Here is a 25,988-nt window from a genome sequence, read left to right as displayed (position 1 = left end):
CGACAGAAAGTGCAAGATCCCGCCATGGGGCAGGGTGCGGGTGGTGGCTCGGGCGGATTCTGCGCCGAACCGGGTCGCCGTACCCGTCGGAGCTGGCAGGCTGGGCTGGCCGCCGCGCACCAGCGGCGGCCGCCGGCCCGGCCGGTGACCGAGAGGAGCGCCCGGTGGCCGACCAACCGGAGGAGTTCGACCTGCTCGTCGTCGGTGGCGGCAAGGCCGGAAAGACGTTGAGCATGGACGTCGCCCGGTCCGGGCAGCGGGTCGCCATGGTCGAGCGCGGCATGATCGGCGGCAGCTGCATCAACGTCGCGTGCATCCCGACGAAGGCGTTGGTGACCAGCGCGCGGGCCGCCCGCCAGCTACGGGACGCGTCGGCGCTCGGCCTGGCGGTGGAGGGCGGCCGGGTCGACGTTGACCTGTTGCGCGCGCACAAGCAGGACGTGGTCGAGGGGATGGTCGCCGCCAACCGGCAGCAGTTCCTCGACTCCGGCCTACACCTGGTGATCGGCGAGGCCCGGTTCGTCGGTCCACGGACCGTACGGGTGGCACTCGCCGACGGCGGCGAGCGGCTGTTGCGCGGCAGCGACGTGGTGATCAACACGGGCACTCGCCCGCATCTGCCGTCGGTGCCCGGGATGGCCGAGGCTGGGGTGCTCACCAGCGACGAGCTGCTGCGCCTGGATCGGTTGCCGGCCCGATTGGTGGTCCTCGGCGGCGGCACCGTCGGGGTGGAGTTCGCGCAGATGTTCGCGTTGTTCGGCAGCGCGGTGACGCTGGTCGAGGGCGGTCCACGGCTGCTCACCCGGGAGGACCCCGACATGAGCGACGCGGTGATGCGTGTCTTCCTCGATGACGGCATCGACGTCCGGGTGGGTGTCGCGGTCGCGCGGGTCGACCGGGAGGCCGACGGCTCGCTCCGGGTGACACTTGACGACGGCAGCGCGGTGATCGGGGAGGATGTGCTGGTGGCGGCCGGTCGGGAACCGGTGACCGACGGGCTCGGCTTGGACGTGGCCGGCGTACGTCTCAGCGAGCGGGGCTTCGTAGAGGTCGACGAGCACCTGCGGACCAGCGCCGAGCGCACCTGGGCGGCCGGAGACGTCGCCGGCAGCCCGCAGTTCACCCACGTCTCGTTGGACGACTACCGGATCATCCGGGCGAACCTCGCGGGAGGCCAGCGCAGCACCGCCGACCGGCTGATCCCGTACACCGTCTTCACCACCCCGGAGCTGGCGCGGATCGGGCTGACCGAGACCGAGGCGCGCCGCGCCGGGTACGACGTCCAGGTCGCCCACCTGCCCGTCGCCGCCATCCCCCGGGCACGCACCCTGCGCCAGACCCAGGGCATGTGGAAGGCGGTCATCGACACCAACACCGACCGGATCCTCGGTGCGGCGCTGCTCGGCGCCGAGGCCGGCGAGGTGATCACCTCGGTGCAACTGGCCATGCTCGCCGGCATGCCGTGGACGGCTCTGCGCGACGCCGTGATCACCCACCCGACCATGACCGAGGGCCTCAACCTGCTCTTCGCCTCGCTGAAGCCCCAACCGGTCCGCTGACGCCACACCGGACGGGGAGGTCGTGCCGGGTACTCGCGAGGATTGCGGGACACCAGCCGTCGGGCGCGAAGGGGAACGCCGTCATCGGGCGTAGAGGGGTGTCGGACGCATGACGCTCCCTGGAGGACGACAATCGATGACCGGAACCCTCTCGTGACCGGGCCACCCGTGGGTGCGGTCGCTCCCGGCTCCCTGGCGGGCACCGACCCGCCCGACGACCTCGGCGCGGTGGCCGACGTCGTCCTGATCGAGCGGTCGCGCGCCGAGCCGGAAAGGTTCGCGCTGCTCTTCGACCGGTACTACCCGGAGATCCACCGGTTCGCCGCGAACCGGCTTGGCCCGGCCGCCGCCGACGACCTGGCGGCGGAGACCTTCCTGATCGCCTTCGCCAAGCGGACCCGATTCGACGCGGGAGACCCCGCCGACGACGGTGCCCCGGCCGAACGCGCCGGTGACGCCTCCACCGGTCGCGAGGCCAGGGAATCAACCGGAGAGCGTGTACCGGGCGGGCACGTCCGGGCGTGGCTGTACGGCATCGCCACGAACCTCGTCCGCCGCCAGCGGCGTAGCGAGCAGCGGCGCTACCGGGCACTGGCCCGGGCGCCGCGGGACCAGTCCGTCGTCGGTCACGACGAGCGGATAGCCGCGATGGTCAGCGCGCAGAGCGTGCACCGTGATCTGGCCAGGGCACTGGCCTCCCTCTCGGCCCGGGACCGGGACGTACTCCTGCTTGTCGCGCTCGGCGAACTCACCTACCACGAGGTCGCGGCAGCCCTGGAAATTCCGTACGGGACGGTCTGTTCCCGACTCAGTCGGGCGCGCCGCAAGGTGCGCGAGGTGCTTGGCGACACCGATCCGAGCGGCCACGATCGAGACCTGGGGGACCTGTGATGGACGAAGCGCGGATGATTCGCGACGTACTGGGGAAGGCTCCGGCACCGTCCGCCGAGGCGATGGCGCGCGCCCGGGCGGCCTTGCTCGTGCAGGCTCGGGCCGAATCCGCGGCGATCCGGACGGGCGCCGTGGCATCGCCGTGGCGTCGCCGTGGCGCAGCGGTGCGTACCCGGCCGGCGGGCCGGAGGCACCGGCGCGGCGCCCGGTGGTGGCACTGGTCGCTCGCCGGGCTCGGCGTCTCGGCTGCGGTTGCCACGGCGCTGATCGTGCCGGCGATCCTCACCCCGGCGACGGTTTCCGGCGGCCCGGACCGGGGTGGGGTGGACAGCATCCCCGCCACGGTCCCGATCGGCGACGGCGACGACGCCGGGACGGTGCTGCGGCTGGTGGCCGCGAATGCCCGGCTCGACCCGGCCGTCGAGATCCGGCCGGGCCAGTTCATTTACCGGGTGGTCGCGGAGGGGTCCCTGTCGGTGATCGGCGACGTCGAGGGTCCCGGTCCGGTGGCCAGGGTCTGGGTGGTTCGCCGGCACGAGATGTGGTACACCGTCGAGGGCCTGAGGTCGGCGCGGCTGCGCATCACCGAGGGGGTCAGCCGTACCCCGCTGACCCCTGCCGACGCCGAGGTCGCTCGCGAACTCGGGTACGACCTGACCGCTCCTCCGAAGGTCGAGGAGTACGGGCCGGCGCCCGACTACCAGCCGCCCGCCGACTGTGCGAGCTGCCCGGCGGTCCGGGACCCGGGCGAGGTGTACCGGCCGACGCCGGCGTACCTGGCGAGCCTGCCGACCGATCCGGCCCGGCTACTGGACACCCTGCGGGAGGCGGTCGGTTCCCAGAACAAACACTCTGCCGACCAGCAGGTCTTCACCACGGTCCTGGACCTGCTCCGGGAGGCCGTCCCGATCATGTCTCCGGAAGTTCGGGCTGCCCTCTACCGGGCGGTCGCACTGATTCCCGGAGTCGAGCGGGTCGACGGCCCGGTCGATCTAGCTGGTCGGCAGGGTGTCGCGATCGGCCGCGATGGTGAGTCGACCGAGGACGAGACCCGACGGGAGGAACTGGTCTTCGACACCGCGGGGCGTGAACTGCTCGGCTTCCGTACGGTGCAGATCCGGAAGGCGCGCGGCGTACCGGCCGGGACCGTGACGGCAGATGCCGTGCCCACGTACGCCATCGTCGACCGGGTCGGTGAGGTCCGATGACCGTCGGGAAGAACTGGTTGGCCCCAAGCCGGTCCGCTGAGCGCCGCGAGGCCCGCCCACGGAAACAGCGCGACGGCTATCCGGCGATCTCGTCGCGTACCCGTTGTTGGAAGGCTCGGGCCTGCGCCCCGGTGGGCGGCGGCCCGCCGTGCCGCGCGGCGACCGCCCGACGGATCACCTCGGCCGGGTCGCCGGCGTCGATCAGCCGCTGACCGGCGGTCACCTTCGCGAGCCAGACGCCGTCGCGGTGGCGTACCAGCGACCGGCAGGCGCCGAGTACGGCGTCCTCGGTGCCGGGTGCGGGCTGGTCGGCCGGCGGTGTGGGCAGGGCCAGCCACCAGGACAGCGCTTCGATGAGCAGCCGGCGCAGGTCGGCTGGGGCGAGGTCGGCGAAGACCTCCCCGGCCGGTGGCCCGAACAGTGGGAGTCCACTCTGGTGCAGGATGCTGCGGTCGAGGCCGTACCAGAATCGGCCGTCGGCTACCGGGCGGTCGGCGGGGTCGAGGGTGCGCCGGAACGGCATGGCGGCCCCGGTGTTCAGTTCGACCTCGAAGCCGGGTTCGGGGGTGCCGGAGGCGGCCACCGCCCGGTCGTAGACGACCAGTTCCAGTCCGCGCGCCGGGCAGGGCAGCGCCTCGTGTCGCAGCCGGGCGACCAGCGTCCGCTTGGCGGCCTCGGTGAGCGGTCCGGCGCTGAGCAGTGCCACGTCCGCGTCGCTGCGCCCGGCCTGGTACGCGCCGAGTCCCACCGAGCCGGCCGCGTACGCGCCGACGAGGTCGGCGCCGAGCACGTCGCGGGCGGTGGTGACCAGGTCGTCGAGGTAGCGCTGAAGATCGGAGTCCACGGGCCATCATGACGCACGGGTCGGAGCCCGGCGGGACTACCCCGCGTAGAGCAGCAGCAGGCCGGCGACGGTGTACGCGACCATCAGTGCCAGTAGGGGAAGTTGGCCGGCCACCGCCCGGGCCCTGGGGAACAGGTACAGAGCGCGGTCGTGGGCGAGCAGCGTGCCGAGCAGGTGCCCGAGGATGATGACGGTGATCTGCAGGGTGGCCACTCCGGAGGGCGTCACCAGCCCGGTGTGCGGCTCCCAGTCGGCGGTGCCGAGCCAGTTGGCGCCGGTGCCCAGCGGGTCGGAGAGCAACGCGATGGTGCGCTGACCCTCCAGGATCAGCAGCGAGTAGTAGTGCGCCACGACGTACCCCACAGCGATCGGCACGATGGAGTGGGCGATCTCGCCCGGCACCCCACGGGCGTCGGCCGCGTCGGCGCGGCCGATGCGCGCCGCGGCGCCGGTGGCGGCGAGGTACGCCACCGCGACGGCGGCGATGACGAGGCTCAGGCCGGCGCTGCCGGTGACCGCCGGATGCAGGCCGTTCTCCTGGCTGAAGCGCAACCAGCCCGGGGCGTTGGAGAGGCTGTCGTACATGGTCGAGCCGAGCAGCACGATCACCACGGCGACCAGCCCGGGGCGGGGTCGCAGGCCGGCGATCCCGTCGAGCGGGTTGCGCCACACCAGGACGCCGTCGGCGGCCCGGCCGAGCGGGGCGAGCTGACCGATCAGCGTGCTGTACGTCTCGAACGGGTCGGCGTGGTCGAACCAGCCGGCGCCGAACACCACCGCGCCGACCAGCAGGACCACCGCGTACCCGGCCAGCCAGGCGGTGATGACCGGCAGGGTGGCCCGGTCGGGGGCGACCAGTTCCAGCCAGACGAACCCGAACAGGGTGGCCGCGGCCGGCCACCAGCCGACGCCGTCGGGCAGCTCGCGGAGCCCACGGTTCGGGTCGCGCCGTGCCGCCAGCGCCCCGAACAGGTGCACCGTACGCAGCGGGTTGACCGCCCGCCAGACCGGGCCGAGTAGCAGCGACAGCGGGGCCAGCCCGACCCAGAGCAGCACGTAGAGCGCGCCGGCGGTCGGGTTGTCCGCGGTGTCCGGCCCGCCCAACAGGCCGAGGCAGAACCACGCGGCGGCGAGCAGGCCGAGCCCGCGCAGCGCCCACCGGAACGCGGGCGCGTCGACGAGTCGGGCGAGCCAGCGTGGCGCCGGTCGACCGCCGGCGGCGTCCCGGTCGAGTCGGGGCTCGCGCCAGAGCAGGCCCAGTGCCACGAACGTGACGACGAGGGTCAGCGCGGCGGCGACGACGAGCTGCGGCAGCGTGATCGGCAGGTCCTGGCGGCCGCCGACGCCGTGTGCCAGCAGCGTGGGAGCGGCCGTCATGCCGCTCAGCGGACGACGAGCTGGAAGAGCACCAGCTCGGACTCGTGCGTCTCCACCTCGAAAAGCCCGGTCTTGTCCGCTTTGAACTCCACCGAGCCGGGGGTGCCGGCCGGCAGCCGGGCGCCCAGGTCGTAGCCGTGCACGTGCAGCTCGTCGGCCACGTCGGAGGTGACAGTGATCCGGACCAGCTTGCCCTTACCGACGGTGATCCGTCCGGTCGGCGGATCGACCCGCTTCTTCGCGATCGTCACGGTGATCTGTTGGTCCACAGCGGCGGTGCTGGCGGAGGCGCTGGGCGTGGCGGTGACCGTCGGAGTCGGCGCGGTGGGGGTGGCGCTCGACGGGGCGGCGGACGTGGGGGCCGTCGAGGGCGTGGCCACGGAGGGGTCGTCATCGTGCCCGCAACCGGCGAGGAGTAGGGCGGCGAGGGTGACGGAGGCGAGGGTGGCCGAGGTGCGGGCGGCGGGGGTGCGGACGAACACGGGCGGACTCCGAACGACGCGAGGGGGACGGGTGTCGGGTTGATCGTCGGGGAGGAGAACTCTACGTCTTGTTCGGTGCCGGGGAAATGACCATGATGAACGGATGCGATCGAAGCGGGTCACTGTGCGTAAGGTCCTGAGTCGTGTCGTTGCGGCGCTGGCGGCGACAGTGGTGGTGACTCTGTTGCTGCCGGTCGCGCCGGCGTCCGCGCACGGGCAACTGGCGACCTCCACCCCGCTGAAGGGCACCGTCGTCCGCGAGCCGCTGACCCAACTGGCGTTGTACTTCACCGAGAAGCCCGCCTCCAACGCGCACTTCACCATCAGCGGTCCGAACGGGTCGCGAGTGGACAATGGCTGGTCCTACGGCGAGCCGAAGCGACTGGACAAGCCGGTCACCGAGTACTTCATGGTCAACGGCGTGTTCGAGCCACGGCTGTACCACACCGGCTTCCCGGCCATGGTGACCGTCGCGCACTGGCCGGCGAAGGGCCGCTACACCGCCAGCTACCTCTCCGTCGCCTCCGACGGTGAGGCGGTGCGGGGCGAGGTGACCTTCGACTACCAGGGCCGGGGCACGGCCGCGCCGGCCGGCTGGTCGGCGCCCACGGCGGGGCCGGATCCGGCGCTGCTCGCCCAGGCCGAGGGCGAGGGCTCGACCAACCCCGCGGCCAGCGGCAGCCCGGTCGGCCCCACCGGCGCTCCGGCGAGCCCACCAGCCGGTGCCGCCGAGGAGCAGCGCGACACCGGGTTCCCGGCCTGGCTGATCCCGGCCCTGATCGTCGTCACGGTCGCCGTGCTCGTGCTGGTGGCGGCCCGCCGTCGGCCAGCGGAGCGCGGAGCCTCGCCGGCGGGTCGCCGGCCCGCCGGCGCAGCGGGCCGGGGCGGCGCCGCCGCCCGCACGTCCGCCAACCCGACTCGGAAGACCGGCAACCGGACCGGTGGTTCGGGGCGGCGCGGACGGCGGTAGGCAGGCGCGATAGCCGGGCATTTCTCGCGTACCGTCTCGAACTTTCGCACGGACATTGGAAACTTTTGATGTATCGAGGCGAAGCCATGGACAGTCCAATCGAAACACCTTAATGTCTCGACCCATCAACCCGGTGTTTCCACAATGTCACTCGTCGGCGTCGAGGACATTACGGAGCCGGGCCGACGGTCATCCTCACCGCTGCTCCACGCCGGCCGTCGGACACTCCACCGCCTCCTGGAGGAACGATGGGCACACGCCTGCTACGCCGACTCCACCATCCCGTCCTGGGTGCGCTCGCACTCGTCCTCGCCGCCGGCCTCTGGGCCGTCCCCGCCAACGCCGCCCCCGCGCAGGAACCGGGTGTCACGCTGCGCGTCTTCGACGTGCAGGTGCCCCTCTCCGAGCTGTGCACGCTCAAGCCCGCGCAGACCCCGAACGTGGACAAGCTGATGTCCACGATCAACTGGACCTCGGCGGCCGACTTCGGCTTCGAGGACAACTTCGTCTCGCAGGTGCTCGGCAACATCACCACCACCCAGGCCGGCAGCTACACGTTCCGACTCAGCAGCGACGACGGATCCAAGCTGTCGATCGACAACGCCGTGGTCATCAACCATGACGGCCTGCACGGCGCGACCCCGCCCAAGGAGGGCACGGTCACCCTCACCGCCGGCCTGCACGCGCTGCGCATCGACCACTTCGAGCGCGGGGGCGGGCAGCAGATCACCCTGGAGTGGAAGACGCCCGGCTCGTCGACCTTCGCTGTCGTACCGAACTCGGCGCTGAGCACCGACGCCGGCGTGGTCCGGGTGACCGCACCGGGGCGCAAGGAGTGCGAGGGGGTCTCCGACTCCCCCGGCGACGGCCTGCCGCTGACCGGCGTGCACCCCGGCTACACGCTCACCAACCTGCGGCCCAGCGGCTTCCAGCCGAAGGTCACCGGCATGGACTGGCTGGCCGACGGCCGGCTGGTCATCAGCACCTGGGGCGGCAGCGACCAGTCCGGCACCTCCCAGGACGGCGAGGTCTGGATCCTCGGCAACACCGGCGGATCGACGAGCCCGGGCAACGTGACCACCAAGAAGATCGCTGGCGGCCTGAAGGAACCGATGGGGCTCAAGGTCGTCGACGGGGTGGTCTACGTGACAGAGAAGCAGCGGTTGACCCGACTGGTGAACACCGGCGGTGACGAGGCGGCCGAGCGCCTGGAGACCGTGGCCACCTGGCCGTACGGCGGCAACTTCCACGAGTTCGCGTTCGGCCTGCTCTACCAGGACGGGTTCTTCTATCTGAACCTGTCGGTGTCGATCAACTCCGGCGGCGCCACCACCAACCCGCAACCCGCCACCAACCGCGGCACCACACTCAAGGTCAACAAGGACACCGGCGCGGTCAGCTACGTCGCCGGCGGCCTTCGTACGCCGCACGGCATCGGCTGGGGCCCGGAGGGCGGCATCTTCGTCACCGACAACCAGGGCGGCTGGCTGCCCTCGTCGAAGCTGGTGCACGTCAAGCAGGGCCGGTTCTTCAACCACTTCACGAACCCGGCCGGGCCGTTCGACACCGCCCTGGTCACCCAGCCGGTGCTGTGGATGCCGCAGAACGAGATCGCCAACTCGCCCAGCACGCCGCTCTACCTGACCAGCGGCCGGTACGCAGGCCAGTTCGTCATCGGCGACGTGACGTACGGCGGCCTGCAACGGGCGAATGTGGAGAAGGTCAACGGCGAGTACCAGGGCGCCCTGTTCCGGCTCACCCAGGGCCTGGAGGCGGGTGTCTCCGAGGTCAACGTCGGCCCGGACGGCGCGATCTACGTCGGCGGGCTCGGCGCGGGCGGCAACTGGGGCCAGACCGGCAAGCTGGCGTACGGCCTGCAGAAGCTCACCCCGAACACCGCCACCACGTTCGAGATGCTCGCGATGCGCGCCACCACGACCGGCTTCGAGGTGGAGTACACCCAGCCCGTCTCGGCGGAGACCGCCGCCGAGCTGGCCGCACGCTACAAGATCAAGCAATGGCGGTACGTGGCGACGTCGAGCTACGGCGGGCCGAAGATCGACGAGGAGACGCTTACCGTCACATCGGCCACCCTGTCGGCGGACGGAAAGAAGGTCAGCCTCGCGGTGGCCGGTCGCAAGGCCGGCCGGGTGGTGCACCTGCGCTCGCCCCGCCCGTTCACCTCCACCAGCGGCCAGTCACTGTGGAGCACCGAGGCGTGGTACACGCTCAACTCCATCCCGGGCAGTCCGCCGCCGCCCACCGGTGGCACCATCACCGGCGTCGGCGGCAAGTGCCTGGACGTCGACAACGCGGGCACCGCCGACGGCACGAAGATCCAGCTCTGGACCTGCAACGGCACCGCCGCGCAGTCGTGGACGCGGGTCGGGGACACGTACCGGGTGCTCGGCAAGTGCCTGGACGTGGACAACGCCGGCACCGCGAACGGCACGAAGGTTCAGCTCTGGACCTGCAACGGCACCGGCGCGCAGGTCTGGCAGCCGCAGAGCGACGGGTCGATCCGCAACCCGCAGTCCGGCAAGATCCTGGAGGCCGCCGGCGGTAACACCGCCGACGGCACCCAGATCCAGCTCGGCACGTACGCGGGTGGCGCACACCAGAAGTGGGTGGTCAGTAGCGGGGTAACCGGCTGACCTCGGACGACGGGGCGTGGTCTGACCGGCGGGTCAGGCCGCGCCCCGCCGGTCAGCCGCGCGAAAGGCCGCCGCTCAGCGGAACAGCACCGGCCGGTTCCCCCGCGCGCCGACGAGCTGGCCCCGGATGTTGACGTCCTCGATCGAGTCGGTGTCCCCCACGCCCCGGGTGGTCAGGTCGGTCATCACCCCGTTGCGCCAGAGGAACGGGCGCCACGCGGCGGTGGTGGTGCTCTGGCCCACCACGTCGCCCCGGTCGTTTATCGCGGTGGCTCGGCTCCAGTCGCCGCCGAGCGTGCCGAGGTCGGTCAGTGTCCCGTTCTGCCAGCGGAACGCCCGCCCGTTCGCCGCGCCCACCACCTGGCCCCTGTTGTTGATCCCGATGGCCTCGCTGCCGATCTGGGTGAAGACGCCGTTGCGCAGGAGACCGCCGACGCAGGTGCACGGGTAGTCCTGCGGCGGCACGTTGAACCCGCCCACCACGTCGCCCGCGTTGTTGAAGTCGGCGGTGAACTCGTAGAAGTACTCCAGGCCCAGGTCGGTGAAGACACCGTTGCGCCACAGGAAGCGGTGCGGCATCTCGCCGGCCGGTTCGCTGGTGCCGAGCACCTGCCGCCGGTCGTTGATCCCGATCGCCACGCTGTTCTCCCCGCCCAGGGTGCCCAGGTCACGGAGCCGGCCGTCGCGCCAGAGCACCGCGCGGGTCAGGTAGTCCGGGCCGAAGGAGGTGATGGCCACGTCGCCGAACTCGTTGACGTCCACGGCGGCCGAATCCGTGTCGCCCGGCAGCACGCCCAGGTCGGTGATGACACCGTGGCGCCAGAGCACGGCGTGCCGGGCGCCGCCGGCGACGGTGCTCCAGCCGACGATGTCGCCGCGGTCGTTCATCGCCGTGGCGGCGCCGTCGCCTCCGCTCAGGGTGCCGAGGTCGACGACCCGGTAGCCGTGCGGGGACGCGGCGGCCGGAGCTGGGGCGAGGGTGATCAGCGCGACGACTGTCGTCGCTGCGGTCAGCAGGGGACGCGGGGACACCATGGACGGCACGGGGGACGCTCCTCGGATCGGAGCGGCGACGACCCGGCGGACGGGCACGGAGCCACCACCACTGCGCGTTCGATCGGTAACGCACAGTAGATCCGGTGTCGTGGCAGCGCGCCAGGGACCGAACGGTCACCGGCACCCGGGGCGTCCGGCGGGCGTCGGTCAGGGGCCGTGCGGCAAGGGCTGCGCCAGTGCCCGCAGGTCCGCCGGGAGCTGGGCCAGGGCGTCCTCGAACTCCCGGTGCCCGACCACCCGGTGCATCGTCTGGAGCACCGCGCGGGTGCCCCGCTCGGCGGCCGGACGGTCGATCCCGGCCCGGTCGGCCACCCGGCGCAGGAACTCGTCGTAGTCGAACGTTTCCGCCGGCTCGGCGGCCTTGACCAGCAGCGGGCTCAGCTCGGCGGCCAGGTGGGGGGCCATCGCGCCCGCCTCCCCGCCGCTGAGCCGCTCGGTGAGGGTTCGCAGGACCGCCTCGGTCAGTGGGCGTGCCTGCTCCGGCGAAACACCCGCCCGTGCCGCAACCTTGTCGACGAACGCCAGCTCGGCCATGCCCCCGCCCTTCGCTTTCGGAAACGCGTGGCTACCCGGGCCCACCGGCAGCAAACCCGGCAGCCGGAGCGGGATGGTTCTGCCGGTTGCTCGGCGCGGTGCCGTCCGCTTCTCGTACGGTGAGGTCGGACCGGGAACCCGACGGCTGCCCGACGGCGGCCCGTGCCGCAGGAGGAGCAGATGGCCCTCGACCTGCCCGACGTGATCGACAGGTACTTCCGGGCCGTCAACGAGCGGGATCTGGACGCCTTCGTCGCCTGCTTCGCGGACACGGCGAGCGTCGCCGACGAGGATCGGCTGTACGACGGGCGGGCTTCGATCCGCGCCTGGCGACAGAAGACGATGGACGCCTACTCGTACACCGCCGAGCCGGTCCGGGTCACACCGCAGGCGGGCGATTCGTATCTGGCCATCACCCGGGTGTCCGGCGACTTTCCCGGCAGCCCGATCGAGCTGCGGTACCGGTTCACCCTGCGCGACGAGCTGATCGGTGCCCTGGACATCCGTCCCTGACGGCGAGTCGGTCCACCTACCCGAAGGGAACGCCGTGCCGCGAGTCTGGCTCATCACCGGCTGTTCGCGTGGTCTCGGCCGCGCCCTCGCCGAGGCCGTCCTGGCCGACGGCGACCACCTGGTGGCCACCGCGCGCAACCCGGCGCAGCTCGACGACCTGGTCGACCGGCACGGTGACCAGGTCCGCGCTGTGGCTCTCGACGTCAACGACCCCGCCGCCGCCCGCGCCGCCGTGCGCACGGCAGTGGACACGTTCGGACGGCTGGACATCCTGGTCAACAACGCCGGGTACGCCGACGTCGCCGCGATCGAGGACATGTCGGAGGACGACTTCCGGGCGCAGATCGAGGCCAACTTCTTCGGAGTGGTCAACCTGTCCCGGGCCGCGCTGCCGGTGATGCGTGAGCAGGGGCGCGGGCACATCGTGCAGATCTCCAGTGTCGGCAGCCGGGTCGCGAGCACGGGCCTGGGCGCGTACCAGTCCGCCAAGTGGGCGGTCAGCGGCTTCTCCGGGGTGCTCGCCAAAGAGGTCGAGGCGTTCGGGATCCGGATCACCACTGTCGAGCCGGGCGGGCTGCGCACCGACTGGGCCGGCTCGTCGATGAGCGCCCTGCCGATCAGTGAACCGTACCGGCCGGTCATCGACCCGGCCGTGCAGCGGCTGCGCCAGGCCAGCGGCGCCCAGCCGGGCGATCCGGCCCGCGCCGCCCAGGCGATCATCCGAATCACCCGGGTCGACGAACCGCCGCTCCGACTGCTGCTCGGCGCCGACGCCGTGGCGGCTGCCGGAGCAGCCGCCGAGGCCCTCGCCGCGTCCGACGCGCGGTGGCGGGAGTTGAGCGAGTCGATCGCCTTCGACGCGGGTCCCTGACTCGACTCTCCGGCCGGACCGGTGCGGCCGGTCGGGTGCCCTGCCGGACCGGTGCGGCCGGTCGGGCCGGCCCGCAGGTGATCAGCCGCCGAACGGACGAGACGGCCAAGGGGTCGGTGGGTGACATGATGTGGCGACAACAGCTGTCGCTACGAGAAGGGTTGCCGCTGCCCGATGGCGCACTTCGAGGCTCGAACGCCCACGACACCCACGCGGGTCGCGGTGCCGTTGGCCGGGCAGCCCGATCGGGCGGGCTGATGCGGGGCGAGCGACGGGAGGCCGTGGTCGAGCAGAGTGTTCGCACGCACGCCGCGGACACCATGGCGTATCAGGTCGCGACCGACGTACGAGCGCTGCGCGCGTTCGTCAGCGCCGGGGCGCTGGCACGCGGCCTGTCGCGCGAGCGGGTGGAGCTGTTGACGCTGGCGGTCAGCGAGTTGGCCACCAACACGTTGCAGCACACCACCGGCGGCGGTTGGGTCCGGCTCTGGGCCGAGCCCGGCCAGCTGTTCTGCGACGTGGTCGACCACGGGCCGACACGGGCGCTCGGCCGGAGCATGCCGGCCACGGACTCGGTGCGGGGTCGCGGGCTGGCGATCGTGGAGCAGATCTGTGACGACGTCGCCGTGCTCACCGGCCCCGGTGAGACCGTCGTACGGATTCGCCTTAGTCTGTGAACGTCGGCGGCGATCCCCGCCCGCCCAGGCCACGTTGGCTGTCACAATGCGGACAGCCCGGACCGACTGTGACACCGGGTCGGACCCGAACGGGAGGATGCCACGATGCCGGACAGCGCACGCGAGGCTGAGCTGCTCGACGCCGAGCGCACCCTGCAGGCCGCCCAACTGGCCGGCGACGTCGCCGCCCTCGATCAGCTGCTGGTCGACCAGCTGATCGCCATCGGTCCGGATGGGCGTACGCACAGCAAGCAGGATGACCTGGCCACCCACCGGGACCGCCGCCTGGTCGTCCAGGAGTTGGTGGAGGAGGAACTGGACCTGCTCGTCGTCGGCACGACGGGGGTGACGTTCTTCCTGGGCCGGGTGTCCGGCGTCGCCGAGGGGGCGCCGTTCACGGCGCGGCTGCGCTACACCCGGACGTGGGTGCACGACGACCGGCACGGTTGGCGGATCCTGGCCGCGCACATCAGCCCGGTCTGACTCAGCTCCCATCCTCGTCGTCCTCGTCGAGCAGGCCCTGCTCGTCGAGGAACGCGAACCATCTGTCGTCGGCGGGGGTCAGGTCGGCGTAGCCCGGCCCGAGCAGGTAGTAGTCCACGAAGGATTCCACGTCGGGGGCGAGCTCCTCGAACGCGTCGGCCATGAACCACTCGGTGCCGTTCGGCGGGAAGTACCAGATCGCTCCCGTGCCACGATCCATGAGGATCGGCTCGTCGCTGCGGGTGCCGACCACCAGCCAGCCCGCCCGGTCCTGTGGGATGGACGAGAAGTCCGGAGCGAAGTCCAGGTGGTACTGGATCCCGGGAAGGGTCGACGAGGACGCCAGCTCGACCCGACCCGCGCGCAGCCCGTCGGCCACCAGTAGGAGATCCCGCAGGTCGGCCGGGAGCCCTGCCGGTACGGCATCGATGGCCGCCCCCTCGCCGAACTCGGCGTACGCCAGGCTCTCCGGCCGATCGGCCAGATCAGCGCGCAGCTCCTCGATGAGCTGCCGCAGCTCGAGGTTCACTGCATCACCTCTGTTCGGATGAGGTCCCGTCCGGCAATGCCCCCGGCTGCCCGGAGACCTGCGAGCCGATGCGCGGATTGGTTCTACCACGCAGCGGCCCGTCGGGGCGTCACCTCGCCGAATCCGCCAGCCGGGTTCGCAGCGCCGGCGTCGAGCCCTTTCCTCAGTTGACGAGGGCGTCGATCGGGCCGACGCGCAGGGTGCCGTCGTTGAGGGGTGTGCAGCGGATGCCGCCGGTGGTGCGTAGCGCCTTCCACGCCCCCGGGCCGACGGTGACGTCCATCCAGGCGCAGGGCCGGGCCGCCCGGTTGACTCGCAGCCTGACCGGGCCGTCGCCGGAGTCCAGCACCAGCACTCTGCCGATCAACTCGTCCACGGCGATTCCCGTGGTGAGGATGTTGCGCCGCACCTCGGCCAGGCCGATGCCGACCGGCAGCGACTCCTGGGCGATGACTGTGACGCTGGCGTCGCGGTGTGCCTGTTGGCCGAAGTACCTGTCGCCGAGGATGCCGAGGCCGGCCCGGATCCGGATGGCGTCGACCAGCTCGCCGGGCGGGGCCGGGGCCGGGCCGTCGGCGGGCCGGCCCAGGAAGCGGTGCACGGGCGAGGCCAGCAACTCGACGATCTCCGGCATGGCAGGAATTCTACGAAGCGGACCGTGCCCTGCGGGGCCTGTCGACGGGATGACGCGGCGAAGCTGCTATTGCCAGGGTGGCCAGACTGTTCTATAACTGTCGTATGAGTTCTATAACAGTGCGGCCGACAGTCGTTCCCGGGCGATACGGGAGCTACGGCGGGCGATACGTCCCGGAATCCCTGATCCCCGCCTGCGAGGCTGTCGCCGAGGCATTCTCGGAGGCGTGGGCCGATCCCGGGTTCCGCGGCACCCTCGGCGCGCTGCTGTCGGCGTACGCGGGACGGCCGACCCCGCTGACACCGGCCCTGCGACTGTCGGCCGAACTCGGTGTGACGGTGCTGCTGAAGCGGGAAGACCTGACGCACACGGGATCACACAAGATCAATAACGTGCTCGGACAGGCGTTGCTGGCCCGGCGCATGGGGCGTACGCGCCTGATCGCCGAGACCGGGGCGGGCATGCACGGCGTCGCGACGGCGACGGCCGGCGCCCTGCTGGGTTTGCCGGTGAAGGTGTTCATGGGCGAGCGCGACATGGAACGCCAGGCGCACAACGTCTTCCGGATGCGGCTGCTGGGCGCCGAGGTCGTTCCGGTGACCACCGGCAGCCGCACGCTGAAGGATGCCACCAGCGAGGCCATGCGGCACTGGGTGACAGACGCCGACGAGGCGTACTACTGCGTGGGCTCGGTCATCGGTCCGCACCCGTATCCGACGATGGTCCGCGAGTTCCAGCGCGTCATCGGTGACGAGGCCCGGCGGCAGTGCGCGGCCGAACTGCCGGCGGCCATCCCCGACTACGTGGTCGCCTGCGTCGGCGGCGGCAGCAACGCGGCGGGCACGTTCGCCGGGTTCGTCGAGACATCGGCGAAGCTCGTCGGGGTGGAAGCCGAGGGCGGCTCCGGCGCGGCGAACGGGGAGATCGGCGTACTGCACGGCTTCCAGTCGCTGTTCCTCCAGGACGAGCACGGGCAGATCAAGGAGGCGCACTCGATCGCGGCCGGGCTGGACTACCCCGGCGTCGGCCCGGAGCACGCGTACCTGCGCGATCTGGGGCGCGCCCGGTATGTCACCGTCTCCGACGGGGAGGCGATCGCGGCAGCGGTCCGGCTCGCGCGGGCGGAGGGCGTGCTGCCCGCCATCGAGTCGGCCCATGCGGTCGCCTGGGTCGTCCGCGCCGCCGGTACGCCGGAGCTGCCCGGAGGATCGACAGTGCTCGTGACCCTCTCGGGCCGGGGCGACAAGGACATCACCACCCTGATCGCGGAGGCGGACCTCGCATGAAGCTGCTGATGCCCTACATCACCGGCGGGGTCGTGCCGGGCTGGACGGCGTACCTGAGCGCCTTCGAGCACGCCGGAGCCGACCTGATCGAGGTTGGGCTGCCGTTCTCCGATCCCACTGTGGACGGTCCCACCATCCAGGAGTCCTCGGACGCGGCGCTGGCCCGAGGCACCACGCCCGCCTCGGTCCTGCAGGACCTCGCCGACGTGCGGACAGGTATCCCCCTCGTCGCCAGCACGTACGCCAACATCGCGCTGCGGCCCGGGTTCGGTGACGCGCTGACGGCGGCCGGGGTGACCGGGTTGATCGTGCCCGACCTGCCCCTCGACGAGCTGGCCGGGCTGGACGTGCCGGGCGTCCAGGTGAGTCTGCTGGCCTCGCCCGCCACGCCGGACGTCCGGCTCGCCGAGATCGGCCGACGCAGCCAGGGTTTCGTGTACGCCATCTCGGTCATGGGCACGACCGGCGAACGCGACCGTCTCGCACCGTCGGCCGTCACGCTGGCCGCCCGGCTCAAGCAGGTCACCGACCTACCCGTGCTGCTGGGCTTCGGCATCTCCACCCCGGAGCAGGCGGGCGAGGCGGCGGCGGTCGCCGACGGGGTCATCGTCGGCGCGGCCGTCATGCGGCGCATCCTCGACGGGGCGAGTCCCGCCGAGGTCGGCGCCTTCGTGGCGTCGCTGCGGGCCGCCCTGTCTCTGGTCGCCCCCGTGCGATGATCGGCGGTGGCCGTCGACGACGGGCGCGAACAGTCGACGCAGCGGGAGGCAGACCAGTGGCCGTGGCACGCTATCGGGCCATCGCCGCCGACCTCGCCGCCAAGATCCGCGACGGTCACTACGTGCCGGGCGAGGCACTGCCCGCACAACGCGAGCTGAGCACGGCGTACGGCGTCACGCTGATGACACTGCGGCAGGCCCTGCGCGAACTGAGCGCCGAGGGGCTGATCGTCCAGCAGCCCGGCAAGGGCACGTTTGTCGCACCGCCCCACGCGGCGTACCAGCTGGGATCGTTGCGGAGCTTCGGCGATGACCTGCGCGAGCAGGGCCACGAGGTCCACACGACGGTGATCTCGCGGGCGCAGCGCCGCGTGCCCTCGCGGGTCGCGGCCCGGCTGCGGGTCCGCGAGGCCGAGACGGGCCTGCGCCTGGAGCGGGTCCGCGCGTTCGCCGGTCGCCGCGCCATTCACCAGATCTCCTGGGTACGCGAGCCGCACGCGAACCGATTGCACGACGTGGACTTCACCGGCACGTCGTTGTACGCGGCCCTGGCCGACCTGGGGGTGGTGGTGGCCCGGGCCGCGGAGACGATCCGGCCGGACGTGCTGAGTGCGGACGTGGCCCGGCATCTGGACGAGGCCGAGGGAGCGCCGGTGCTGGTCAGCGACCGGATCACGTACGCGCCCGACGGGACGGCCCTGGTGACGGACCGGGCGACGATGCTGGGGAGCATGCTGCAGATCACCGCCGACCGGGCCGCCACCGGGCTGTCCCTCCAGTACGGAGCCGTCTAACCGGTGGGGGCCGGCGTGCCGGTGACGGTCAGGTTGCGCAGTCGACCCACGTTGTCGAACGAGCCGAAGCCGACCCGTCCCGAGCCGAACGTGCTGTCCTTCGCGGTCAGCAGCGGGTCACGGTGCCCGTCGACATAGACGGCGATCTCACCGGTGGCCGGTAGGTGCACCACCCGGACGCGGTGCCACCTGGCGTCGGTGATCGCCGGGTTGGCGCCCCGGGACCTGCCGTTCCACTGGTGGTCGATGCGCTCCCGGTCGGCGTTGTTGACCTTGAAGATGCCGTTGTGCGGATAGATGGTGTTGTCGGTGGAGAGGTGGGCGTAGTAGAACTCGGTGTCCGAGCGCCAGCCGAAGACGATGATGACGTCCCGGTTGGTGATCTCCACCGGTGTGTCGAGGCGTACCTGGGCGTCGATCCGCACCGACGACCACGCCGGGCCGTTGGTCAGCACCGCGTACTCGAAGGGCCGGCGCGGACCCGGCCGGCTCTCCCCGGCCTCGGCCAGGACGACCTGGTCGCCGGTGAACTGCCACTTCGCCGGCGTCACCGGCGCCCAGTGGGAGGCCCCGGCGGTGCGGCGCAGTGTGACGTCCCCGACGTCGCCGCTGGCGAACTCCCTGGTGCCGGTCACCTTCCACACCTTTCCGTTGGCCTTCGCGACGACGTAGAGCTCACCGGCGGCGTCGGTGCCGAAACGCAGGTCCACCCGGCTGGGGTCGCCGGGCGCGCCCGGGGCGGACAGGTCGCGCATCCGGACCGGGGCACCCGCCGTGTCGAAGAGCGCGAGCTGGTGGATCGTGGCCAGACCCCGCCCCCGGCGCATCTCGTCGGCCTCGGTGTAGAGCACCCGCCCGTCGACCAGGTCACCGAAGACGTACTTGCCGCGTAGCGCGGGCAGCGCCCGCCCCCGGTAGACGAAACCGCCGGCCACCGCGACACCGACGTCGTCGGTGCAGTTCCAACCGGCGGCGGGGTCGTGGTCGTACGCGGCGACCGGGTAGGTGTAGCCGTACCTGTCGTCGTCGGCGGGCAGCGGGAGCAGCCGGTCGCAGGGGTTCGTGGCCGTCTTGTCGAAGACGAACGAGCCCTCGCGCTCGCTCCAGCCGAAGTTGTCTCCGGCGCGGACCTCGTAGATCGCCTCGACCGCGTGTTCACCGATGTGCCCGAGGTACATCCGGCCGGTCGCCCGGTCCCAGCTGAACCGGTGCGGGTCGCGGAAACCCACGGCGTAGAGCTCGCCGAGCGCGCCGGCCTGACCGACGAAGGGGTTCGCGGGCGGGATGCCGTAGCGCCCGTTCGCGGAGTTGGTGCCCCGGGGGTCGATCCGCAGCAGCTTGCCGTGGGGCAGGGCCAGGTTCTGCGGGTCGGTGTTGCGCGCGCCCTGGCCGCCGTCGCCGACGGCGAGGTACAGCAGGCCGTAGTCGCGGTCGTGGCGCTTGGCCGTGGGGTTGAAGTTGATCTCCTGGATGCCGTGCACCTGGCCGCCGAAGCCGATGCGCAGCACCTCGCGGTGCGTGCCGGCGAAGGTGGCGGCGGCCGGATCGGTAGCCGTCCACTCGGTGATGACGCCGTGGAAGAGCGTGTTGGGCTGGGCGTAGTCAGGTGTGGCGGTCGTCGTCGACGCCAACTCGGTGTGGATGGTGTAGAACCTGCCGTTCACCCCGAACTCCGGGTGGAACGCGACGTACCCGAAGCCCTGGCCGAGCCCACGACCGGAGAAGAACCGGGGCGCGAACGTCGCCGCCACGTCCAGGTAGACGTGCGGCACGCCGCCCTCGACCAGGTAGAGGCTGCCGTTGAGGTCGGGCACCGCCCGCCGGCCGGAGCCGTCGGGCACCTCCATGATGGTGTTGATCCGGGCGGTACGCATGAGCCGCGCATCGGTCGGCGCGGGTGTGGGGTACGACTGCGGGAAGCTGGCGTACTCGCTGAGGACCAGCCCCAGTCGGGACTGGACCGGCATGTCGGGAATCGGGTCGTCGACCGCGTCGGCGGCCCGCGCGGGCGTGGCGACCAGTGTGGACAGGATCAGCACGAGGGCGGTGAGGCCGGCCCTCACTGTGGGCCGGCGGCGTGTGCCGGCGCGGCGGTGCAGGGTGCGCACGCGTGTCTCCTTCTCGGTGGGACGGTGCCGAGGGTGGTCAGCGGGCAAGGTGGCGGTACTGCCTCCGCACGTCGTTCGCGGAGACCACACTGTCGAGGAACATCAGGCCGTCCATGCGGCAGTCGCACGGGTTGCGTTCGAGGCTGTCCTGGGGAAAGCTGCCGCCGATCTTGATGCCCCGGGGGTCGGACGCGGTGGTCACGTGCGGGCCGGGCCCGGACACCAGCCACGGGTCGTCGGTGCGGGTGTAGAAGCCGTCCACCGGTTCGCCGTTGCGGTAGAGGGCCAGCGCGCCGGTGTCGAAGTCGAAGGTGGCGGCCAGGTGCACCCACTCCCCCACCGGCAGCAGCTCACGCCAGTCCCGGGTGGCGGCGAAGGTCTGTGAGTTGCCACCGTCGAGCCGTCGGCCGAGCGCGACGAGGCGCAACTCCCCGTCGACGTCGATCAGCTCCAGCAGGGCGCGGACGCCGTGGCCGTCGGAGTCGCCGGTCAGCACCCCGGCCAGCCCGATCGCGTTGTACCTGTCGTCCGGGTCGGCGGTGGTGGAGTTGGGCAACGGGCTGTCCATGTTCAGCTTGAACCAGCCCATGACCGTGGTGCCCGCGGTGGCGCTGAACGCGCGCAGCGTCCGCACCCCGCTGGCCGACCAGGTGCCGGCCTTCCAGTCGTCGTTGCCGGCGACGGCGGGAGCGACCTGCCGGGTCTGCACGGCGTTGCGGCTGCCCCGGTAGGCGTGGTCCGGCACCCGCATGGCGGCACCACCGTTGATCAGCTCGATCTCGGTGCCGGAGCGCCCCTGGTCACGTTCCAGGGCGGGGTCGCCGGGCACCGGATGGTCGAAGTCGTACGCGGCGACCAGGTGCGCGCGCAGCGCCGGGTGGACGTCGGGCGAGATGCCGCGATCCGCCTGCGCCGGTGGCGTGCCGGCGCCGGTCAGTGCGCCGATCGCCAGGAGTGAGACGGCCGCTCGTCGGGCCCTGGACATGGCTGTCACCTCGTTTCGCGGCATGCCGGATGCCGGTCACGTAAGCGCTTACGAAAGCGCTTACGTACCCTAGGCTTCGATGAATGCCACTCGCAATAGATCGGGTGACATGAATGTTTCCGGAGGGTTGCGGATGCCCAGGGCCAGCCAACGGCCGCGCCTCGTGGACGTCGCCGAACACGCCGCCGTCTCGCTGGCGACCGCCTCCCGCGCCCTCGCCGGCCGCGAGGGGGTCAGCGCCGAGGTGGCCGATCGGATCCGGCAGATCGCCAGTGAGCTGGGCTACGTGGCCAACCCGTACGCCCGCACCCTGGCCAGCGGGGCGACCTCCACTGTGGGGTTGATCGTCCATCAGGTCGACGACCCGTACTTCTCCGAGATCGCCGCCGGGGTCATCCAGCTCGCCGCCGAGCAGGGGCTGCTCGTGCAGATCTGCCAGTCCGGCCGCGACCCCGGCTACGAGCTGCAACAACTGCGCCACCTGATCGCCCAGCGGGTCGGCATCGTGCTGATCAGCGGCTCCGGCTACGACGACCCACGGATGGAGAGCGCGGCCCGCGCCGAGCTGGCCGCGTTCCAGGACCACGGCGGACGGGCCGCGGCCATCGGACGGCACGCGCTCGGCGTCGACGCCGTCCTGCCGGACAACGAGGCCGGCGGCCACGCGCTCGCCCAGCACCTGATGGACCTCGGCCACCGGCGGATCGCGGTAGCCGCCGGCAGCGCCGGCCTCACCACTGTCGCCGACCGGCTGGCCGGAGTGTCGTCGGCCCTGCGGCAGCGCGGGCGGTCCCCCGCCGACCTCGCAGTGGTGCACAGCGACTTCACGCGCGGCGGTGGCCGCGCCGCCGCCGAGCAGATCCTCAACGAGCACCCCGAGACCACGGCGATCATCGCGCTCAACGACGCGATGGCCATGGGCGTGCTGTCGACGCTGCGGTCGCGCCGCGTGCCGGTGCCCGCGCGGATGTCAGTCGTCGGCTTCGACGACGTCTCGGTGGCGGCCGACCTCGCACCCAGCCTCACCACCATCCGCCTGCCGATGACCGAGATGGGCCGCACGGCACTCACCCTCGCGCTCAAGCCGCGCACGACACGCCCCCGCCGCCGGCCCACCGGGCAGGTGCTGGTCGTGCGCGACTCGACCGGGCCCGCGCCGAGGACCTGACCGACGCGCCGATCAGACCGCCAGGGCCGCCCGGACGTCCCGTTCCGCAGTGACACCCCCGTCGCCGTGCGAGGTGACCCGCCCGGACTCCAGCACGTGGTAGCGGTCCGCCACCCGCAGCGCGAAGCCCAGGTGCTGCTCGACGAGCAGCACACTGAACCCGGACTGCCGGGTCAGCTCGACGATCCGCTCCTGAATCTCCGCGACCACCGACGGCTGGATGCCCTCGGTCGGCTCGTCGAGCATCAGCAGCCTGGGCCGGGTGATCAGGGCGCGGGCAATGGCCAACTGCTGGCGCTGACCGCCGGAGAGCAGCCCGGCCCGACGCCGCAGCAGCGCGCGCAGCGCCGGAAACAGATCCAGCACCTCGGCCGTGGCCACCGCACCGTCGCGCCGGCCGTCGGCGACCAGCCGCAGGTTCTCCGCGGCGGTCAGGTGCGGGAAACACTGCTGACCCTGCGGCACGTACGCCATCCCCCGCGCCACCCGCTCGTGCGGCCCGGCGCGGGTGACATCCTCGCCGTCCAGCTCGACGGTGCCGGCGCTCGGGCGCAGCAGCCCGGCCGCGACCCGCAACAGGGTGCTCTTGCCGGCACCGTTGTGCCCGAGCACGGCGGCCACCCCGTCGGGCGGGACCGCCAGATCGATCCCGTGCAGCACCCGAGAACGCCCGTACCCGGCGTGCACCCCGCGCAACGTCAGCATCATGCCTCCAGGCCGGTGCGGGCCGACCCGGCGTCGACCGGGTGGCCAAGGTAGACCTCCTGCACGCGCGGGTCCGCCTGGACCTGCGCCACAGTGCCCTCGCTGAGCACCCGGCCGGCGTGCAGCACTGTGACGCTGCGCGCGAACCGACGTAGGAAGTCCATGTCGTGCTCGATCACGACGACAGTGCGATCCCTGCTCACCGTCTCCAACAGGGCGCCGGTGGCGTCGCGTTCCTCGTGGCTCATGCCGGCAACCGGCTCGTCCAGCAGCAGCAGCCGGGCGTCCTGCACCAGCAGCATGCCGATCTCCAGCCACTGCTTCTGGCCGTGCGCGAGCGTCCCGGCGAGGTGCGCGGCCCGCTCGGCCAGACCGATGGTCTCCAGTGCGGCGGCGACCTCGTCGGGGACACCCCGACGGCGGCGGGCCAGGGTCGCCCAGCTGCGTCGGGCGCCCGCCGCGATGTCGAGGTTCTGCAACACCGACAGCTCCTCGAAGACCGAGGACGTCTGGAACGTCCGCCCGATGCCCAGCCGGCTGATCCGGTGCACCGGCCGGCCGAGCAGTTCCTCGTCACCGAAGCGGACCGAGCCGGTGGCCCGGACCAGGCCGGTGATCGCGTCGACAAGCGTGGTCTTGCCGGCGCCGTTGGGCCCGATCAGGAACCGGATGTCGCCGGCGGGCACCTCCAGGGAGACGCCGTCGACGGCTGTGAAACCGTCGAAGCTGACCCGCACGTCGCGGACGGACAACCCGTCCAACCGTTCGCCGCTCATGCTGTGCTGGCTGGGCATGCGCTCACGGCCCTCGCTGCGCTCGGTGCGTTCGCTCATGCCGCCGGCACCTCCGTTCGGTCGGCGCGTCGCCGGCCCAGTGACAACCACCCGCCGCGCCGCTCCGGTCGCGCGCCGACGTCACGGCGGCGGGCCAACGCCCACAGCGACGCCAGGCCGCCGGGAAGGAACGCCACCACGACCACGAAGAGCAACCCCTGCAGGTACGTCCAGGTGCCCGGGAAACGCTCGGAGAGGGCGCTACGCGCCCAGACCACCGCCACCGCGCCGAGCACCGGCCCGAGCAGGGTCGCCCGACCGCCCACCGCGACGCCGATGACGAACTCGATCGACGGGACGATGCCGATCAGCGCGGGCGAGATGATGCCCACCGCCGGCACGAACAGCGCGCCGGCCAGCCCGGCCATGCCGGCGGCGACCACGTACGCCACCAGCTTGACCGACGCCGGGTCGTAGCCCAGGAAACGGACCCGCTCCTCACCGTCGCGGACCGCCACCAACAGCTCGCCGTAGCGGCTGTGGATGAGCTGACGGGCCAGCGCGAGCAACGCCAGCAGCGCCCCGGCGATGATGAAGTACACCATCCGCTGGTTGACCGGGTCGTCCAGGTTGTAGCCGAAGAAGCCCTTGATGTCGGTGAGGCCGTTGGTGCCGCCCGTGGTGCCCTGCTGGCCGATCAGCAGGATCACCATCGCGGCGGCGAGCGCCTGACTGAGGATGGCGAAGTACGCGCCGCGGACCCGCCGACGGAAGACCAGTGAGCCGAGCCCGAAGGCGACCACCATCGGCAGCAGCACCGTGGCGGGCAGCGCGAACCACGGGCTGGCGAACGGCCGCCACCACAGGGGCAACTCGTCGAGTTGCCCGTACAGCTGCATGAAGTCGGGCATTCCACCCGGGCCCGCGTCGGCGAGCTTGAGGTGCATTGCCATCGCGTAGCCGCCGAGGCCGAAGAAGACGCCCTGGCCCAGGGTGAGCATGCCGCCCCGGCCCCAGGCGATCCCGATGCCGACCGCGACCATGGCGACGCAGAGGTACTTGGCGAGCAGGGCCAGCCGGAAGTCCGACAGCACCAGCGGCGCGACGGCGAACAGCAGCGCCGCGCCGAAGGCGAAGCCGGCCGCCGTCCGCAGCCGCGAGCGGCCGGCGGGCCGGCCCGGTGGTACGGGGTCAACGGGTGCCGGGCGCACGGCGGTGTCCGGCGGCGCGGGGGTCACGGCGGTCATGCGAGGCTCCTGGTCCGCAGGGTGAACAGGCCCTGTGGCCGCCACTGAAGGAACGCGACGATCGCCACGAACACGATCACCTTGGCGACGCTAAGGGTGGTCAGGTACTCCCCGGTGGCCTGGAGCACGCCGAGGGCGAAGGCGACGATCACGCTGCCCTTGAGCTGGCCGATCCCACCGACCACGACGACCAGGAAGGCGTCGATGATCAGGTTGGTGCCCATGGTCGGGCCGATCGGACCGAGCAGGGTGAGTGCCACCCCGGCGAGCCCGGCCAGGCCGGAGCCGAGGAAGAAGGTCGTCCGGTCGACCCGGGAGGTGGCGATGCCGGACACGGCGGCGAGGTCGCGGTTCTGCACCACCGCGCGGATCCGACGTCCGAGCGGGGTGAGTCGCAGCGCCAGGGTGAGCGCCGCCACGGCGGCCAGCGCCAGTGCCAGGATGAACAGCCGGTTGTTGGCGATGGTCAGCCCGCCGGGCAGCGCCACGTTGCCGGTCAGCAGCTCGGGCGCGCGGGTCTGCACGTTCGGGCTGCCGAAGATGTCCCGCGCCAGTTGCTGCAGCATCAGTGACACACCCCAGGTGACCAGCAGGGTGTCCAGCGGCCGGGCGTAGAGCCGGCGGATGAGCAGCACCTCCAGCAGGACGCCCATCGTGCCGGCGACCACGAACGCCACCGGCAGCGCGACCGCCAGCGACAGGCCGGCGCCGGTGATGCTCTGCTGCAGAACGTAGGTGGTGTACGCGCCGGCCATGATGAACTCACCGTGCGCCATGTTGATCACGTTCATCTGGCCGAAGGTCAGCGCGAGGCCGAGCGCGATGAGCAGCAGCACCGCGCCGATGCTGATGCCGGTGAAGAGTTGACCGAAGAGGACTGTCACGGTGGGTACTCCGAACTGCTGGTCGGGTGGCCCGGGC

The 25,988-nt window shown here is 71.9% G+C and carries 26 protein-coding genes; 13 read left to right on the top strand and 13 right to left on the bottom strand.

What is annotated here, in order from left to right:
• Positions 1-164 precede the first annotated feature (164 nt).
• The 3 genes from IW248_RS08205 (at position 165) to IW248_RS08195 (ending at position 3,658) form a co-directional block, all read left to right on the top strand.
• Entirely contained in the window at positions 165-1,559 is a 1,395-nt protein-coding gene (locus tag IW248_RS08205; protein WP_196926412.1) for a dihydrolipoyl dehydrogenase family protein, read from the top strand.
• A gap of 153 nt (positions 1,560-1,712) precedes the next feature.
• Positions 1,713-2,450, top strand: a complete 738-nt coding sequence (locus tag IW248_RS08200; RefSeq protein WP_307787839.1) for an RNA polymerase sigma factor — start codon at positions 1,713-1,715, stop codon at positions 2,448-2,450.
• The gene (locus IW248_RS08195) at positions 2,450-3,658 is read left to right on the top strand and encodes a CU044_5270 family protein (protein WP_196926411.1); all 1,209 of its coding nucleotides are present in this window, start codon (positions 2,450-2,452) and stop codon (positions 3,656-3,658) included. The genes IW248_RS08200 and IW248_RS08195 overlap by 1 nt, the downstream gene beginning before the upstream one ends.
• 76 nt (positions 3,659-3,734) lie before the next feature.
• Here the strand turns inward: IW248_RS08195 and IW248_RS08190 are convergent, their stop codons facing one another.
• From IW248_RS08190 to IW248_RS08180, 3 genes are read right to left on the bottom strand one after another with little or no spacing between them, the layout of a single operon-like run.
• A complete protein-coding gene (locus tag IW248_RS08190; protein ID WP_196926410.1) occupies positions 3,735-4,502 on the bottom strand; it encodes a nucleotidyltransferase domain-containing protein in 768 nt (255 codons plus the stop codon).
• A 36-nt stretch (positions 4,503-4,538) separates the two neighbouring features.
• Positions 4,539-5,879, bottom strand: a complete 1,341-nt coding sequence (locus IW248_RS08185) for a hypothetical protein (protein WP_196926409.1) — start codon at positions 5,877-5,879, stop codon at positions 4,539-4,541.
• Positions 5,880-5,884: 5 nt separating this feature from the next.
• Positions 5,885-6,361: a cupredoxin domain-containing protein gene (locus IW248_RS08180; RefSeq protein ID WP_196926408.1), complete on the bottom strand. Its 477-nt coding sequence runs from the start codon at positions 6,359-6,361 to the stop codon at positions 5,885-5,887.
• Between the two features lie 103 nt (positions 6,362-6,464).
• Here IW248_RS08180 and IW248_RS08175 point away from each other — a divergent pair, with 103 nt between their 5' ends.
• Positions 6,465-7,331 carry a copper resistance CopC family protein gene (locus IW248_RS08175; protein WP_196926407.1) on the top strand — a complete coding sequence of 289 codons (867 nt, stop codon included), beginning with the start codon at positions 6,465-6,467 and terminating at the stop codon, positions 7,329-7,331.
• Positions 7,332-7,579: 248 nt separating this feature from the next.
• On the top strand, positions 7,580-9,985 hold the full coding sequence (locus IW248_RS08170; protein ID WP_124815636.1) for a ricin-type beta-trefoil lectin domain protein: 2,406 nt from the start codon (positions 7,580-7,582) through the stop codon (positions 9,983-9,985).
• Between the two features lie 75 nt (positions 9,986-10,060).
• Here the strand turns inward: IW248_RS08170 and IW248_RS08165 are convergent, their stop codons facing one another.
• Together IW248_RS08165 and IW248_RS08160 are read right to left on the bottom strand one after the other, a co-directional pair.
• Positions 10,061-11,020 carry a hypothetical protein gene (locus tag IW248_RS08165; RefSeq protein WP_231396888.1) on the bottom strand — a complete coding sequence of 320 codons (960 nt, stop codon included), beginning with the start codon at positions 11,018-11,020 and terminating at the stop codon, positions 10,061-10,063.
• A 168-nt stretch (positions 11,021-11,188) separates the two neighbouring features.
• Positions 11,189-11,575 carry a DUF2267 domain-containing protein gene (locus IW248_RS08160; protein ID WP_124815632.1) on the bottom strand — a complete coding sequence of 129 codons (387 nt, stop codon included), beginning with the start codon at positions 11,573-11,575 and terminating at the stop codon, positions 11,189-11,191.
• 180 nt (positions 11,576-11,755) lie between these two features.
• Here IW248_RS08160 and IW248_RS08155 point away from each other — a divergent pair, with 180 nt between their 5' ends.
• The 4 genes from IW248_RS08155 to IW248_RS08140 all read left to right on the top strand — a co-directional run bounded on the left by IW248_RS08155 (position 11,756) and on the right by IW248_RS08140 (position 14,119).
• On the top strand, positions 11,756-12,088 hold the full coding sequence (locus IW248_RS08155; RefSeq protein WP_124815630.1) for a nuclear transport factor 2 family protein: 333 nt from the start codon (positions 11,756-11,758) through the stop codon (positions 12,086-12,088).
• A gap of 34 nt (positions 12,089-12,122) precedes the next feature.
• On the top strand, positions 12,123-12,959 hold the full coding sequence (locus IW248_RS08150; RefSeq protein WP_196926405.1) for an oxidoreductase: 837 nt from the start codon (positions 12,123-12,125) through the stop codon (positions 12,957-12,959).
• A gap of 257 nt (positions 12,960-13,216) precedes the next feature.
• The gene (locus tag IW248_RS08145; RefSeq protein ID WP_196926404.1) at positions 13,217-13,636 is read left to right on the top strand and encodes an ATP-binding protein; all 420 of its coding nucleotides are present in this window, start codon (positions 13,217-13,219) and stop codon (positions 13,634-13,636) included.
• Between the two features lie 105 nt (positions 13,637-13,741).
• Positions 13,742-14,119, top strand: coding sequence for a nuclear transport factor 2 family protein (locus IW248_RS08140; protein WP_196926403.1), 378 nt, complete (start codon positions 13,742-13,744; stop codon positions 14,117-14,119).
• Position 14,120: 1 nt separating this feature from the next.
• Here the strand turns inward: IW248_RS08140 and IW248_RS08135 are convergent, their stop codons facing one another.
• Positions 14,121-14,648, bottom strand: a complete 528-nt coding sequence (locus IW248_RS08135; RefSeq protein WP_196926402.1) for an SUKH-4 family immunity protein — start codon at positions 14,646-14,648, stop codon at positions 14,121-14,123.
• A 163-nt stretch (positions 14,649-14,811) separates the two neighbouring features.
• The gene (locus IW248_RS08130; protein WP_196926401.1) at positions 14,812-15,282 is read right to left on the bottom strand and encodes a molybdenum cofactor biosysynthesis protein; all 471 of its coding nucleotides are present in this window, start codon (positions 15,280-15,282) and stop codon (positions 14,812-14,814) included.
• Positions 15,283-15,386: 104 nt separating this feature from the next.
• On the opposite strand from IW248_RS08130, the gene trpB reads away from it, so the two are divergent.
• The 3 genes from trpB (at position 15,387) to IW248_RS08115 (ending at position 18,081) form a co-directional block, all read left to right on the top strand.
• The gene (gene trpB / locus IW248_RS08125; protein WP_196926400.1) at positions 15,387-16,568 is read left to right on the top strand and encodes a tryptophan synthase subunit beta; all 1,182 of its coding nucleotides are present in this window, start codon (positions 15,387-15,389) and stop codon (positions 16,566-16,568) included.
• Positions 16,565-17,287 (top strand): tryptophan synthase subunit alpha, encoded by a 723-nt coding sequence (gene trpA / locus IW248_RS08120; protein ID WP_196926399.1) that lies wholly within the window; start codon positions 16,565-16,567, stop codon positions 17,285-17,287. Before trpB ends, trpA begins: the two co-directional genes overlap by 4 nt.
• A gap of 62 nt (positions 17,288-17,349) precedes the next feature.
• Positions 17,350-18,081: a GntR family transcriptional regulator gene (locus IW248_RS08115; RefSeq protein WP_196926398.1), complete on the top strand. Its 732-nt coding sequence runs from the start codon at positions 17,350-17,352 to the stop codon at positions 18,079-18,081.
• Here the strand turns inward: IW248_RS08115 and IW248_RS08110 are convergent.
• The gene (locus IW248_RS08110; RefSeq protein ID WP_196926397.1) at positions 18,078-20,189 is read right to left on the bottom strand and encodes a PQQ-dependent sugar dehydrogenase; all 2,112 of its coding nucleotides are present in this window, start codon (positions 20,187-20,189) and stop codon (positions 18,078-18,080) included. The genes IW248_RS08115 and IW248_RS08110 overlap by 4 nt on opposite strands.
• Positions 20,190-20,226: 37 nt before the next feature.
• Positions 20,227-21,174, bottom strand: a complete 948-nt coding sequence (locus IW248_RS08105; protein ID WP_196926396.1) for a LamG-like jellyroll fold domain-containing protein — start codon at positions 21,172-21,174, stop codon at positions 20,227-20,229.
• A gap of 133 nt (positions 21,175-21,307) precedes the next feature.
• On the opposite strand from IW248_RS08105, the gene IW248_RS08100 reads away from it, so the two are divergent.
• Positions 21,308-22,342: a LacI family DNA-binding transcriptional regulator gene (locus tag IW248_RS08100; RefSeq protein ID WP_196926395.1), complete on the top strand. Its 1,035-nt coding sequence runs from the start codon at positions 21,308-21,310 to the stop codon at positions 22,340-22,342.
• Between the two features lie 12 nt (positions 22,343-22,354).
• Here the strand turns inward: IW248_RS08100 and urtE are convergent, their stop codons facing one another.
• From urtE to urtB, 4 genes are read right to left on the bottom strand one after another with little or no spacing between them, the layout of a single operon-like run.
• Positions 22,355-23,047, bottom strand: a complete 693-nt coding sequence (gene urtE, locus IW248_RS08095; RefSeq protein WP_196926394.1) for an urea ABC transporter ATP-binding subunit UrtE — start codon at positions 23,045-23,047, stop codon at positions 22,355-22,357.
• The gene (urtD, locus tag IW248_RS08090; protein WP_231396229.1) at positions 23,047-23,880 is read right to left on the bottom strand and encodes an urea ABC transporter ATP-binding protein UrtD; all 834 of its coding nucleotides are present in this window, start codon (positions 23,878-23,880) and stop codon (positions 23,047-23,049) included. The genes urtE and urtD overlap by 1 nt, the downstream gene beginning before the upstream one ends.
• Positions 23,877-25,067 carry an urea ABC transporter permease subunit UrtC gene (gene urtC, locus IW248_RS08085; protein WP_196926393.1) on the bottom strand — a complete coding sequence of 397 codons (1,191 nt, stop codon included), beginning with the start codon at positions 25,065-25,067 and terminating at the stop codon, positions 23,877-23,879. Before urtC ends, urtD begins: the two co-directional genes overlap by 4 nt.
• Positions 25,064-25,951 carry an urea ABC transporter permease subunit UrtB gene (gene urtB, locus IW248_RS08080; RefSeq protein WP_124815607.1) on the bottom strand — a complete coding sequence of 296 codons (888 nt, stop codon included), beginning with the start codon at positions 25,949-25,951 and terminating at the stop codon, positions 25,064-25,066. Before urtB ends, urtC begins: the two co-directional genes overlap by 4 nt.
• Positions 25,952-25,988: the final 37 nt, after the last annotated feature.

Origin of the sequence: Micromonospora ureilytica (assembly GCF_015751765.1) — a bacterium.
Classification (GTDB): Bacteria; Actinomycetota; Actinomycetes; order Mycobacteriales; family Micromonosporaceae; genus Micromonospora; species Micromonospora ureilytica.
This window is presented reverse-complemented; position numbering and strand designations above follow the sequence as displayed.

Coding starts and splice junctions, on each gene's coding strand:
- IW248_RS08195 (WP_196926411.1), top strand. CDS start 2,450: ATGGACGAAGCGCGGATGATTCGCGACGTACTGGGGAAGGCTCCGGCA.
- IW248_RS08185 (WP_196926409.1), bottom strand. CDS start 5,879: ATGACGGCCGCTCCCACGCTGCTGGCACACGGCGTCGGCGGCCGCCAG.
- IW248_RS08175 (WP_196926407.1), top strand. CDS start 6,465: ATGCGATCGAAGCGGGTCACTGTGCGTAAGGTCCTGAGTCGTGTCGTT.
- IW248_RS08170 (WP_124815636.1), top strand. CDS start 7,580: ATGGGCACACGCCTGCTACGCCGACTCCACCATCCCGTCCTGGGTGCG.
- IW248_RS08165 (WP_231396888.1), bottom strand. CDS start 11,020: ATGGTGTCCCCGCGTCCCCTGCTGACCGCAGCGACGACAGTCGTCGCG.
- IW248_RS08160 (WP_124815632.1), bottom strand. CDS start 11,575: ATGGCCGAGCTGGCGTTCGTCGACAAGGTTGCGGCACGGGCGGGTGTT.
- IW248_RS08155 (WP_124815630.1), top strand. CDS start 11,756: ATGGCCCTCGACCTGCCCGACGTGATCGACAGGTACTTCCGGGCCGTC.
- IW248_RS08145 (WP_196926404.1), top strand. CDS start 13,217: ATGCGGGGCGAGCGACGGGAGGCCGTGGTCGAGCAGAGTGTTCGCACG.
- IW248_RS08140 (WP_196926403.1), top strand. CDS start 13,742: ATGCCGGACAGCGCACGCGAGGCTGAGCTGCTCGACGCCGAGCGCACC.
- IW248_RS08130 (WP_196926401.1), bottom strand. CDS start 15,282: ATGCCGGAGATCGTCGAGTTGCTGGCCTCGCCCGTGCACCGCTTCCTG.
- trpB (WP_196926400.1), top strand. CDS start 15,387: ATGAGTTCTATAACAGTGCGGCCGACAGTCGTTCCCGGGCGATACGGG.
- trpA (WP_196926399.1), top strand. CDS start 16,565: ATGAAGCTGCTGATGCCCTACATCACCGGCGGGGTCGTGCCGGGCTGG.
- IW248_RS08105 (WP_196926396.1), bottom strand. CDS start 21,174: ATGTCCAGGGCCCGACGAGCGGCCGTCTCACTCCTGGCGATCGGCGCA.
- IW248_RS08100 (WP_196926395.1), top strand. CDS start 21,308: ATGCCCAGGGCCAGCCAACGGCCGCGCCTCGTGGACGTCGCCGAACAC.
- urtE (WP_196926394.1), bottom strand. CDS start 23,047: ATGCTGACGTTGCGCGGGGTGCACGCCGGGTACGGGCGTTCTCGGGTG.
- urtD (WP_231396229.1), bottom strand. CDS start 23,880: ATGAGCGAACGCACCGAGCGCAGCGAGGGCCGTGAGCGCATGCCCAGC.
- urtC (WP_196926393.1), bottom strand. CDS start 25,067: ATGACCGCCGTGACCCCCGCGCCGCCGGACACCGCCGTGCGCCCGGCA.